Source organism: Propioniciclava sp. (genome assembly GCF_036744435.1).
In the GTDB taxonomy this organism is placed as follows: Bacteria; Actinomycetota; Actinomycetes; order Propionibacteriales; family Propionibacteriaceae; genus Propioniciclava.
The window spans coordinates 1-12,604 of record NZ_DAIOIA010000090.1 but is presented as its reverse complement, the minus strand read 5'-3'; the positions used below and the strand labels follow the sequence as shown (position 1 = coordinate 12,604).

General features: G+C 72.6%; 9 protein-coding genes. 6 read left to right on the top strand and 3 right to left on the bottom strand.

The features are described 5' to 3' along the window. From V7E09_RS11250 to V7E09_RS11225, 6 genes are all read left to right on the top strand, one after another. A partial coding sequence (locus V7E09_RS11250) for an FHA domain-containing protein (RefSeq protein ID WP_324523399.1) occupies window positions 1–482 on the top strand: 482 nt, incomplete at its 5' end. A 5-nt stretch (window positions 483–487) separates the two neighbouring features. Further along, window positions 488–1,342 carry a PP2C family protein-serine/threonine phosphatase gene (locus tag V7E09_RS11245; protein ID WP_324523398.1) on the top strand — a complete coding sequence of 285 codons (855 nt, stop codon included), beginning with the start codon at window positions 488–490 and terminating at the stop codon, window positions 1,340–1,342. A 1-nt stretch (window position 1,343) separates the two neighbouring features. After that, entirely contained in the window at window positions 1,344–2,981 is a 1,638-nt protein-coding gene (locus V7E09_RS11240) for an FHA domain-containing protein (RefSeq protein WP_324523397.1), read from the top strand. Further along, entirely contained in the window at window positions 2,978–4,600 is a 1,623-nt protein-coding gene (locus tag V7E09_RS11235; RefSeq protein ID WP_324512197.1) for a serine/threonine-protein kinase, read from the top strand. The genes V7E09_RS11240 and V7E09_RS11235 overlap by 4 nt, the downstream gene beginning before the upstream one ends. After that, complete coding sequence (locus tag V7E09_RS11230) at window positions 4,597–5,322, top strand: hypothetical protein (RefSeq protein ID WP_324512198.1); 726 nt, start codon at window positions 4,597–4,599, stop codon at window positions 5,320–5,322. Before V7E09_RS11235 ends, V7E09_RS11230 begins: the two co-directional genes overlap by 4 nt. Further along, a complete protein-coding gene (locus tag V7E09_RS11225; RefSeq protein ID WP_324512199.1) occupies window positions 5,319–9,695 on the top strand; it encodes an FtsK/SpoIIIE domain-containing protein in 4,377 nt (1,458 codons plus the stop codon). Before V7E09_RS11230 ends, V7E09_RS11225 begins: the two co-directional genes overlap by 4 nt. Before the next feature lie 9 nt (window positions 9,696–9,704). On the opposite strand, the gene V7E09_RS11220 is transcribed toward V7E09_RS11225, so the two are convergent. Genes V7E09_RS11220 through V7E09_RS11210 form a run of 3 tightly spaced genes read right to left on the bottom strand, consistent with a single transcriptional unit; the run spans window position 9,705 to window position 12,480 of the window. Further along, window positions 9,705–10,109 carry a hypothetical protein gene (locus tag V7E09_RS11220; RefSeq protein WP_324512200.1) on the bottom strand — a complete coding sequence of 135 codons (405 nt, stop codon included), beginning with the start codon at window positions 10,107–10,109 and terminating at the stop codon, window positions 9,705–9,707. 8 nt (window positions 10,110–10,117) lie between these two features. Next, entirely contained in the window at window positions 10,118–11,674 is a 1,557-nt protein-coding gene (locus V7E09_RS11215) for a hypothetical protein (protein ID WP_324523396.1), read from the bottom strand. A gap of 11 nt (window positions 11,675–11,685) precedes the next feature. After that, the gene (locus tag V7E09_RS11210; RefSeq protein WP_324512202.1) at window positions 11,686–12,480 is read right to left on the bottom strand and encodes a hypothetical protein; all 795 of its coding nucleotides are present in this window, start codon (window positions 12,478–12,480) and stop codon (window positions 11,686–11,688) included. Window positions 12,481–12,604: the final 124 nt, after the last annotated feature.

Sequence of the window (12,604 nt, the reverse complement as noted above, 5' to 3'; positions counted from 1 at the left end):
CCCAGCCCCCGGTGCAGAACGCACCCCGCCCGCCCGCCCGCCCCGCGGCCCCGCAGCCGAGTGCGGAGGCGTTCTTCGCGCGCCCGGCCGAGCCGGACGTCGTGGAGTCCGACCGCACGGTGCTGGCCCCCAGCGCCCTCGACGGCGCCATCACCACCACGACGACACCCGAGGTCACCCTCGACGGTGACCACACCCTCCTGGTCGGCCCGCCCCTGGTGTTCGGCCGCAACCCGGTCGCGCCCGGGAGCCACCCCGACGCCGTCGCCCACCGCATCGACGATTCCCTGCTGTCCAAGACGCACCTGCTGCTGGGACGCGACGAGGAGGGGGTGTGGATGATCGACCTGAACTCCACCAACGGAAGCCTCGTGGCCAAGGTGCCCGAGGCGACCCCGCGCCTGGTGGAGCCGGGTCGCCGCGTCCGGCTACCCGAAGGCGCCAGCGTCCACTTCGGCCGTCACCGGATCACGGTCGGATGAGGCCGATGACCGAACCCCCCCACGTGATCCTGCGCGCCGGGGCGGCCACCGACCCCGGCCGCTTCCGCGACCACAACGAAGACTCCTACTGGGCGCATCGCCCGGTGTTCCTCGTGGCCGACGGGATGGGCGGCCACGCCAGCGGCGACGTCGCCTCCGCGGAGGCGGTGCGGCAGTTCTCCGCGGTCGGCGGGGACTGGACCGACGCCTCGGCCATCCACACGGCGATGGCGACCGCGGCGTCCAACATCACGGCGCTGGCCGGGACCGGGCGGGCGCCCGGGACGACGCTGGCGGGTGTCGCCGTCACCGAGCAGGCCGGACGCCCCTACTGGCTGGTGTTCAATGTCGGCGACTCGCGGGTCTACCTGGCCCGGGACGGTCGCCTCGAACAGGTCAGCGTCGACCATTCGCGTCGGCAGGAGCTCATCGACCAGGGGCTGGTGGAGGAGTCGAAGGCCATCGGCGGCAACGTCATCACCCGCGCGCTGGGCGGCGGGCTGCTCGGCGTCCCGGTGCTGGACCAGTGGCTGCTGCCGCTCCACGCCCGCGACCGCGTGCTGGTCTGCTCCGATGGGCTCAGTTCCGAGCTGACGCCGATGCTGATGCTCGCGATGCTGCGATCCATCGAGGACCCGGAGGAGGCGGCCACCCATCTGGTCCGCGCCGCCGTGACGGCGTCGGGACGCGACAACGTGACGGCCGTGGTGGTCGACGTGGCGCGCCTCACGCTGGCCGGAGGGGGACACTCGGGCGACGACACGGACACGCTCAGCGATCCGACGGTGGGGGACGCGCACGACGCCGCATGGGCGGCAGGGGCCGCGGCGCGCCGCCGTCCCGGAGCGGGGGAGGACTGACATGCATGCGTTGTGGTTCGAGGGAACCGATCACGGCCTGGTCTGGTCGCACGGGATGGCGCTGGTCTCCGGCGAGGTGTCGGCGACGGCGGCCGGCGACATCTGGCTGGAGTTCGGCGACGGCGGCGACCTGGCGACGTTCCTGAAGCTGCTGAGCGTCCACACCGGGACCGACGTGCTGTCGCTGCCGGGATTCGCGATCGCGCTGCGCACCGCGCGGGGGGACTGGCAGTTGGCGGCCCGCGGCGACTGGGTCGCCCAGGTCGACGACGAAGTCGTGCGCGGCGCCGGGATCTCGACCTGGGCCGAGCGGTCCGTCACCGGCGGGTCGGCGGCGTGCGTGGGCCGGGTCGGAGATCCCGCCGACGGGCGTCCGCTGGTCGCGGGGCTGGTCGTGGCCGGCGGGCTGGCCTGGGGCGACGTCGTCCCGGCGCCCGCAGGGCCTCCCGCGAGGACCGCATCCGGGCAGCCCGGCCTGCGGCGTCCCGGGCTTCCGCCGTCGGCAGCCGCCCCCGTCGCGCCCGAGGCGGGTGCCGCGCTCGGCGACGGCCCCCCGATCCCGCGTGCGGAGCCCGGGGCGGAGACCGCTCAGCATCCCGACGGACCCTCGCCGGACGCGCTCGAACTGCCCGACTGGGCCGCGACGCTGCTGGGCGAGGAGGAGGAACCCGACGCGCTCGTGGAGGCAGGCGAACCGGTCGACCGGGCGGACCCGGCCGCACCGCTCGACGACCTCCACACCCTCGACCCGGCCGACGAGCCCGTCGGCCAGCCCTCACCGGAGACCGCTCCCGCGGACGCGGAGATGGTGCAGGTGCCGTGGGCCGAACCTCGCCCGGACGGGTCGGCACAGTCGGGCCGCTTCGCCCGGCAGTACGGCGACACGGAACTGTTCTCCATCGAGGACGCCGCCGTGCGTACCGACCTCGACGAGGAGTTCATCTCGGGCGTCCCCGGCACCGCCCCCACCGGGGAAGCCCGTCCCGACGCCGCGCCTGGCCCCGAGGGCGCCGCCCCCGCGCAGCCGCCCCACAGCGAGCCGGCTGGGGAGGGCCACACCACCACCACCGGCGGCATGCGGCGGCTCCACGACGCGGAGGGCGACCACGATGGGGAGACCGTGCTGGCCTCCGACTTCGAGAGCGGCACCACCGCCCCCGAACCCGAGCCGGAGCCCGTCCCGCCCGGGGCCTGGTCGGTGCTCGGCGTCCGCTGTGCCCACGATCACCCCAATCCTCCGCACCGCAGCGTCTGCTTCGAATGCGGGGGGCCGCTGAGCGGGGCCGCCCACCGGATGCCGCGGCCGGTGCTGGGTCGCCTCAAGCTGCCCAGCGGCGAGATCGTCGAGCTGAACGCCCCCGTCATCATCGGACGCAACCCGCGCGTCGAGCGCTACCAGGGAACCGTCCTGCCGCGCCTGGTGCCGTTGTCGCAAGGACACGTCTCCAGCAACCACCTGGAACTGCGGTTGGAGGAATGGAACGTCCTGGCGGTCGACCTGCACTCCACCAACGGCACGTTCCTGCGCCGCCGCGGGGAAGCGCCCGTCCGGCTGGGGGAGCGGCCCGAGATCCTGATGGACGGTGACGTGCTGGACCTGGGCCACGGCGTCCAGCTCACGCTGGAGGGCCTGCGGTGAGCCGCGCGCCCTCCACCCCGCCCCTGCTCGATGGGTACGAGTACATCGGAGTGCTGGGCACCGGCGGGTTCGCCGACGTCTTCCAGTACCGCCAGCTCCGGCCTCGCCGTGAGGTCGCCGTCAAGGTGATGCTGCGGGGCCTGGGGGCCGACACCCAGCGGCAGTTCGAGGACGAGGCGAACGTGATGGCGATGCTGTCCAGCCATCCCTCGATCGTCAGCATCCACTCGGCGGGCGTCGCGCCCGATGGCCGCCCCTACCTGGTGATGGAGAGCTGCCATCCGCGTCACCTGGGCACCCGGCTGCGGAACCACGCCCTACCGCTGGGCCGTGCCCTCGAGGTGGCGGTCCAGATCGCCGGCGCCGTCGAGTCGGCGCACCGGCTCGGCGTCCTGCACCGCGACATCAAGCCCGCCAACATCTTGTTCACCGACTTCGGACGTCCGGCCCTGACGGACTTCGGCATCTCCGCCGCCGAAGGCGGCCAAGGAGCGGCGGCCTTCTCGGTCGCGTGGGCGCCGCCGGAGCAGATCGGGAACCAGCCGATGGGCGTCGAGGGCGACGTCTACTCGCTGGCCGCCACCTTGCACGCCATGCTGACCGGGCACAGCCCGTTCGACGTGCCCGGGGAGAACAACTCGATGGCGCTGGCCCACCGCGTCAAGACGATGCCGCCGCCGCCCACCGGGCGCAGCGACGTGCCCGAGTCCCTCGAACTGGTGCTGCGCACGGCCCTGGCCAAGCGTCCCGAACAGCGCTACCCGTCGGCGCTGGAGTTCGCCCGCGCCTTGCAGCGCGTCCAGGCCGAGATGCACGAGTCGATCACCACGATCGACGTCCGCGAGGACCGTCACGACGACGAGTTGACCCATTACGCCGAGACCGGCACCCGCGTCACCGGCTTCTCGATGATCGACCCCGAGGTGCTCCCCGACACCAACGACGGCTGGTTCGACGTCAGCGGGACGCAGGGCACCCGGCAGACAGACCTGCGGCCCGAGGACACCTTCGACCGTTCCGGGACCGGGCCCACGGGGCACACGGCACCTCCGGAGGCCACCGGGGGCCCCGTGCTGATGCACGGCCGCGGCTCCCGTGAGGCGCACGCCCCCCTCGACTTCACCGGCCCGTCGATCCCGCAGGTGGCAGGCGAGGACACCTTCCGCGTCGAGCCGGGAGCCCAGCCGTCCGCCGCGGCCCCGGCCGAGCCCGAACCGCGGCGCCTGCAGCCGCTCATCGTCGGCGGGATCGCCGTCGTCGTGGTGGTCGCCCTGGCGGTCGCATGGATCCTGACGGGGGGCGGGGGTGCCACCGTGGCGCCCACCGCGACCCCGACCGCCACCCAGGGCCGCCAGCCGTTCGCCGCCGTCGCGCCGCCCGCAGAGCTGGCCGGGCAGATCCAAGGAGACCGGGTGGTCTTCACCTGGACCAACGCCGATCCCGAACCCGGCGACACCTACCTGTACCGCCTCGTCCTGCTCGACCGCGACGCCGACGTGCAGGCAACCACGGAGCCCACCGCCTCCCTCCCCGTCCAACCGCAGAGCACCTGTATCGAGGTCGAGATCAGGCGCTCCACGGGCCAGACCTCCCCACCCGCGAAGAAGTGTGTGCCATGACCATGACCCCCCTGGTCGTCGATTTCGCCGGCGAACTGTACGAGCCCGACCCCGACGGGGTGTTCGTGATCGGACGCTCCGGAGACCTGGAGATCGACGACAACCCGTACCTGCACCGCCGGTTCATCGAGATCGTGGCCGCCGACGGGATGTGGTGGGTGGCGAACGTGGGCTCCCGGCTGGCCGCCCACCTGACCGACCAGCACGGCGTCCTGCGCACGACGCTCGCCTCGGGGGCGCGGCAGCCGCTGGTGTTCCCGGAGACGCTGCTCACGTTCGCGGCGGGCTCCTCCTCCTACGAGATCCTGCTCAGCACCCAGGGGACGCCCGCGGTCCCCTCCCGCTCGGACGACGGTCACGGCGACACCACGATCGCGCCGCCCGCGCTGACCGACAGTCAGAGAGTGGCGGTCATCGCGCTCGCGGAGCCCCTCCTGAAACGGGTCGGGACGGGGGCCTCCCAGGTGCCGTCGGCGGTCGAGGCCGCAGCCCGGCTGGGCTGGCCGCAGACGCGGTTCAACCGCAAGCTCGACAACGTGTGCGACAAACTCGATCGGGCCGGGGTCAGCGGCCTGCGCGGAGGCCCCGGCAACAACGCCGCGAACCGCCGCGTCCAACTCGTCGAGTACGCCGTCTCGACGCTGCTGGTCACCAGCGCGGACCTCCCGATGCTGGAGGCCGAGGCGCGAGCGAACCGTGAGCAGAAGGGTGGCCGGCCGTGAAGCTTCGTGTGCTGTACCGCAAGCAGGGCGATCCGCTGCCGCGGCACATCCAGGTCACCGCCGACGCCACCGTCACCTCCGGTGACGTCGCCCGCGCCCTCCTGAAGGGCCCGGCGGCCGACGTCGACATCGACGAGGCGGCCCGCCCGACCCTGCGGGTCACCGATCAGGCGGGCGGGGTCACCGTCCTGCCGCCGGGCCAGCTCGTGGTGAACTCGGGGGTCGTCTCGGGAGCCGTGCTGGAGGTGGTGCCGGGGGCCACCCAGCACGCCCCCCAGGGCGACCCGGTGGCGCTGCTCCGCGTCCTCGGCGGCCCCGACACCGGCGTCGAGGTCGCCCTCTATCAGGGCACCTCCACCGTGGGACGCTCCGCCGAGAGCACCGTCCGCCTCACCGATCCGCTGGCCTCCAAGCAGCATGCCCGGATCGAGATCGGTGAGACCGTCGAGGTGGTGGACGCCAACTCCGCCAACGGCGTCCTGGTGGGCGGCGTCCGGGTGCCCCGCGTCGCGGTCGGGCCCGGGGACCCGTTCGTGGTCGGCGGCACGACGATGGCCATCAGCTACACCCGCCGCCTCGACCAGGCGGCCTCCTCCAGCACCGATGTGGAGTACATCCGTTCCCCGCGCGTGCTGCGGAGGCGGCGGTCCGCCGCGATCGATCTGCCGCAGCCGCAGAAGATCCAAGTGGCGCAGCAGTTCCCCATCATGGCGATGATGGCCCCGATGATGATGGGCGTCGGCATGTATGCGATCACCCAGTCGCCGATGAGCCTCATCTTCGTCTTCTTCAGCCCGCTCATGATGTTCGGCTCGTGGGCCGACCAGCGGGTCGAGTCCCGCCGCCAGCAGCGGGAGGCGGACCTGGCCTACGACAACCGGCTCGCCGAGATCGACCACCAGCTCGAGGCCGTCCACGCCGAGCAGCGGCAGCGGCTCCGGGAGGCTCATCCGGCCGTCACCGAGTGCGTCGACGCGATCGGGCGCCTCGGGGACCTGGTGTGGTCGCGCCGTCCCGAGCATCCCGAGTTCCTGCAGGTGCGCCTCGGCGAGGGCCCGGTGCGGCCCCTGGTGGACTACCAGAACGCCGACGTCACCGCGGCCCCCCGCTACACCCATCCGCGCACGCTGCTGCTGAACAAGTACGCGTGGATCGCCGACGCCCCGGTGATCGCCGACCTGCGCAGCGTCGGCGGTGTCGGGATCGCGGGCACCGCCGGGGTCGCCGAGGGGGTGGCGCGCGCGATCGTCCTGCAGGCGGTCACGCTGCAGTCACCGACCGAGCTGGTCGTCACGTGCCTCACTTCCACCGCCGGACGCCCCCGCTGGCAGTGGATCGAATGGCTGCCGCACGCCGCCTCCCCGCAGTCGCCGACCGGGCCGCTGCAGCTCTCCTCGGAGGGGGCGACGGGGCGCCTCCTCCTCGACCGGCTCGAGGACGTCGTCACGAGCCGCAGCGACCGCCAGGACGGCGCGACGCTGCCCGCGATCCTCGTCATCGTGGACGCCCCGCTGGTCGACATCGGGCGCCTCACCCGGCTCGCCGAGAATGGGCCGCAGGTCGGCGTCCACGTGCTGTGGGTGGCCGCCGAGAAGCGGCTCATCCCGGCGGCCTGCCGCACCTACCTGGATCTCGGCGACGGCACCGCCCCCCTCGTCGGCATGGTCCGTGAGGAGGAACTGGTCGCCCCGGTGCGGGTCGAGGCCGCGGACGCCGAGACGGCGGCGCGCGTGTCGCGCCGGCTGGCGCCCGTCGTCGACGCGGGTGCCCCCACCGTCGACGAGTCGGACGTCCCGCGCGCCGTGTCGGTCATCAGCCTGCTGGGCCAGGACACGGCCGTCGACCCGGAGCAGATCCTGGGGCGCTGGCGGGAGAACGGCTCCCTCACCGATCGGTCGGCGCCGCCGAAGCCGCGCGACCGGGCCAGCGACCTGCTCGCCACCGTCGGGCATTCCGGCACGGACCCGTTCACTCTGGATCTGCGCAGCCAGGGCCCCCACGCGCTGGTGGGCGGCACGACGGGTTCGGGCAAGTCGGAGTTCCTGCAGGCGTGGGTGCTCGGGCTGGCGCACCGCTACAGCCCCGACCGGCTCACCTTCTTGTTCGTCGACTACAAGGGCGGGGCTGCCTTCGCGCGCTGCACCGACCTGCCGCACAGTGTCGGGATGGTGACCGACCTGTCCGACCATCTGGTGCGTCGCGCGCTGCGCAGCTTGCGGGCCGAGATCCGGCACCGGGAGGAACTACTCAACAACAAGGGCGTCAAGGACCTGATCGACTTCGAGTTGACCGGCGACCCGAGTTGCCCGCCCGCGCTGGTCATCGTCGTCGACGAGTTCGCCGCCCTGAAATCGGAGGTGCCGGAGTTCTACGACGGCGTCGTCGACGTCGCCCAGCGGGGCCGGTCCCTGGGGCTGCACCTCATCATGGCGACGCAGCGTCCGGCCGGCGTCATCACCGACAGCCTGCGCGCCAACACGAACCTGCGCGTCGCGCTGCGGGTGAACGACGACTCGGACTCCACCGACGTGCTCGGCGACACGATGGCCGCCCACTTCGACCCGGGCATCCCGGGACGCGCGGCGGCACGCACCGGCCCGGGGCGGATCACGCGCTTCCAGGGCGGTTATCCGGGCGCCCGCACGTACGCGGAACCGCCGGCGCCGCCGATCGAGGTGACCCAGCTCGACTTCGGCCTGGGCCATCCGTGGAAGGTCGCCACCTCCACGCAGGAGGGGCCCAAGCCGGAGAAGGACATCATCCGGGTGGTCGCCGCGGTGCGGCAGGCCGCTCGTGCCGGGCAGGTGCGGACACCTCGGCGTCCCTGGCTGGAGCCGCTCGCCGACCGCTACAACCTGGAGAACATGGCGCAGCGCACCGACACCGAACTGGTGCTGGGCGCCATGGACGACCCCGACCATCAGCGTCAGATCGTCACCCATTTCCGGCCTGAGGAGCACGGCTCGGTGCTGATCCTCGGCGCGGGCGGGTCCGGCAAGACGACGGCGCTGCGCACCCTGGGCGTCGCCGCAGGGATCACGCCGCGCGGCGGACCGGTGCACGTGTACGGTCTCGACTTCGGCGGTGGCGGCCTGACGATGCTGGACCAGCTCCCCTACGTGGGCTCCATCGTGGGCGGCGACGACGAGGAGCGCGTCACCCGGCTGGTGAAGCTCCTGCTGACCACGGTCGACGAGCGGGCCGCCCGCTACAACGCCCTGCGGGCCTCCAGCCTGTCGGAGTACCGGACGCTCGCGAACCGGCCCGACGAGCCGCGCATCCTGCTGCTGCTGGACAACTTCGGTACCTTCCGGGCCGAGTACGACACGACGATCGTCCGCATGGCCGTCTACGAGGCGTTCCGCCGGATCGCGGCCGACGGCCGGGCCGTGGGCGTCCATGTGGCGATGACCGCCGACCGGGGACCCTCGGTGCCCACCTCGGTGGCGTCGGCCTTCCAGCAGCGCGTGATCCTGCGGCAGGCCAACGAGGACGGCTACGCCGACCTGAACGTGCCCCGCGATGTGCTGAGCCCGCAGAGCCCGCCCGGCCGGGCGATGCTGCAGGACATGCCCGAGGAGATGCAGATCGCCATCTTGGGCGAGGACCCCAGCCCGGTGGCGCAGAGCCGCCTGATCGAGGAGTTGGCCGCCGAGATCGCACCGCGCCTGACGGTACGACCGGAGCGGATTCGCGCGCTGCCAGAGCTGGTGCGCGTTGACGAGCTGCCGGGAAGCGTCGGCGGCAAGCCCGTCCTGGGCCTGGAGAGCCAGTCGCTGGCCCCGCTCGGCTTCGACCCATCCGGCCCGCTGCTCGTCACGGGTCCCCGCGGTTCGGGCCGCACCAGCGCCCTGCGCTGGTTCGCGGAGTCGCTGCGCCGCTGGCAGCCCGGCATCGAGCTGTTCCTGCTGACCCCGCGCCGCTCGCCGCTGACCTCATGGCGCGGCTGGACGTGGGCCGCGTCGGGTGCGCACGAGGTGGATGCCCTCGTGCGCGACGTGCTGCTGCCGCGGGTGCAGGCCGACATGGAGCCGGGGTCGGCGCCGCGCTTCGCGATCATCGTGGAAGGTGTCACCGACTTCGCCAACGGTGACGCCGAGATGAGCCTGTCCGACGTCATGGTGGAGGCGCGCCGCAATGGGCACCTCGTGCTGGGGGAGGCCGAGGTGAGCGAGGTCGGCAGTGGCTACAGCACCTTGGTGACGGAGCTGAAGCAGCCGCGGGCCGGGTTCATCCTGCAGCCCGATCAGGACGATGAGAACATCTACCGGACGCCGCTGGGCCGCATCAAACGGACCGACTTCCCGCCCGGACGGGGCCTGTGGGTGAAGGGCGGCAAGACCTGGCGGGTCCAGCTGCCCCTGGTCGACTGACGGGGACGCTCAGCGGAGCTTCTCACGGACCTCGCGCAGCGACGTGGGGCTGGTGAGGCCCACGTCCTGGCTGCCCACGCCCTCGGTTCCGTTGCTGACGCTGCAGGACACGAGCGCGCCAGGCCGGTCGTCCGCGTGCTCGGCGAGCGTCCGCAGCACGTCGACGAGGGTGGCTTTGAGGGCGGTCACGTCGGTGGCGTCGCTCGTGAGCGCGCAACTGTAGAGGTTGGACAGGGAGGCGTTCTTGACACTCAGGTGGCCTCCGGTGATGCCGGGGACGGCCAGCAGCACCGGCTCGATGCGGGCAGCGCGCTCGTCGAGGCTTTCGCTGTGCCCGCCGCCCCACCAGGCGCAGCCCGTCAGGAGCGTCCCGACCACGAGCGCCACACCCGTGCACCGTCCGAATCGTCGCATCGTCTCTCCTAGCCTGTCGTCTCCACCGTCACGGTAGACGTCGTCGTCCCGTTCAGGTAGGCGTCCAGGTTGTTGCTGCTGAGGTAGTCGTCGATGGCCGCCTGGTTTTCCGCGGACAGGTTCTGCACGTCAGCGAGGTAGCCGGCCTGCTCGTGGTTGGCGGTCATGTCGAAGAACGAGTCTCCCTTGGGGGGCAGGTCGATCGTGGTGATGGAGCCCTGCTGGGCGGGGACGAACGGGAACACTCCGGCGCCGCCGAAGTCGAGCTGGGGGACCGGGTCGCCGATCTGCCGGATCACCGGGATCTCCCACGGGGTACCCGGCACCGGGACCGATGCGACGGTGTTGCCGTGGCCGAGGGCCAGGACGGGGGCCGAGCCGGGGTGGAGGTCGGCGTTCTCCACGGGTGCGCCGTAGGTGATGACGCCGTCGATGGCGTAGCGCTGCGCGAGGTCGTGGTCGGCGGCCAGGTTGGCGGCGATGAGTCCGCCCTGGCTGTGACCGGTCAGCAGGATGCTCGCCCCGTCCGGGACGCCCGCATTCTGGATGGCCATCGCGACGGCCTGCGCGTCCGTGGCCTGGCTTCCTTGTGCCATCGCCCACAGGTTGGCGGCCCAGTTGCGGCCGTTGGGGTTCTGGCTCCACCCGGCCAGGGAGTCGATCTGTGCCTGCGTCCCGGGTACGGAGACGATGTAGCGGGTTTCGCCGTCGGGCCCGACGATCTCATCGACGCGGACGCCGTTGTGCTCGTACGAGGACATGGTCGCCGCCGTCAGGCTGGTGAAGTCGGTGACCCGCTGGGTCGCCGGGTCGCCGGTGATGTCGTGGGCCTGCCCGGCGCCTGGAGTGCCCGGATCGAAGATCTGGTGGTCCTGACCGGTGACGACGTTCGCGACCGTTCCGATCCCGGTCCCCAGTGCCAGGACGCCGGCCGCGAGCACCTCGGAGAGCTGCGGCGGGTGGCCGTCGAAGAAGTTCCAGGCTTGGGCGTTGGCGCCGAGCGCCTCCACGAACCGGTCCCAGCCGGCCAGGCCAGCCTCGACGCGAGGAACGACGAAGTTGGCCACGTCGTCGACCCGGTCCAGCGTCCAGTTCCACGCGTCGTCGACCCGGTCGGTGGTCCAGTCCCAGGCGTCGGAGGCGCGGTCGGCGACCCAGTCTCCGGCGTCCTGAGCCCAGTCGAGGCCGTCTTCGACGCGGTCCCCGAGCCAGTCGAGGCCATCGCCCACCCACGAGAACGGGTTCTGGTCACCTCCTCCGCCGGTTCCGGCTCCGCCGGAGTTGCCGCCGCCGAGTTCGTTGCTGGTGCGCTCCTGGTCGTCGGCGTTGCGGCGGGCGGTTTCGGCGAGCTCGCGCAGTTCGGTCGCGACCCGCTCGGCGATGGCCCGCGTCCCACCGTTCCAGCGCGATTCGAACTGCGCGATGTCGTCGCCGTACCAGTTGCGCCGGGTGAGTTGGACGAGCCGGTCGACGACGCGGGCGCTGTCGGCGACGGCGTCGGATCGGCGCTGCAACTGGGAGGCGAGGCTGCGGATCTCGCCGATGTTCATGCCCGTCAGGGTCATGTCGCGTCCTCTCAGGCCGCCGGGGCGCCCAGCGCGTCGAGCGCGCCCAGCAGGTGCCAGTCGAAGGTGAAGGCGAGGTCGCCGGGGTGGACTTCCTCGAAGGGGTGGTCCTCGGCGAACGTGGCCCGGAAGAGATGCTCGGGCGAGGCGACATACCAGGCCAGGGCGAGGCTGGGGCCTCGTGGCGTCTGGGTGGTCCACGCGTAGGACACGGACGCGCCGTCGGCGGAGAGGAAGTCGTGCAGCCGACCCGAGGAACGCTCACGGAGCGTCGCGAGGACCTGCTCGCTGGGGTGGGTGAGGCATTGTTCCTGCGCCCAGGCGAGCACGGCGTCAGGGATCTGCACCGGGGTGGCGGTGCGGGAGGAGGTCTGGCGGGAGTCGGCCCGCAGGTTCGCCAGCGGGGGCAGCACCCGGCGCAGCAGCGTCCAGGGGTGACCCGTCGTCACGGACACCTCCAGGTGGTCGTCGCGGTTCACCGTCGCGAGGCCACCCGCGGAGGTCGGCCGGGTGGTGAACCGCTCCAGGACGCAGACGTTGGCCGCTCCGAGGGCGAGGGACGCGCGGTACAGCAGCCCGCCGCGACTGGCGGAGATCCGCACCGACGAGGGGGAGTCTAGATAGGACGCGATCAGACCGGACCAGCGGTCGTCCAGGGTGGTGCCCTCGGCGACCAGGGGGGACGCCGTCAGGGCGGCCCGGTCGTCCTCGTCGAGGGGGATGGGGTCGCCGCCGACGAGGCGGCAGGCGGAGTTCCAGGCGCGCAACGGCAGGCGGGTGGCGTGAATGCTGGGTGTCTCAGCCATGGTCGGTCCTCGCTGCAGGGAGACGATGCCGGAGCCGGTTCGTCGATGAGGGGCGGCGGCGGCCCGGGACGTCGAGGTGAGGTCGTGGGCCGCCGCGCAGCTCCGGGGGGGGGGGCTCCGGGGG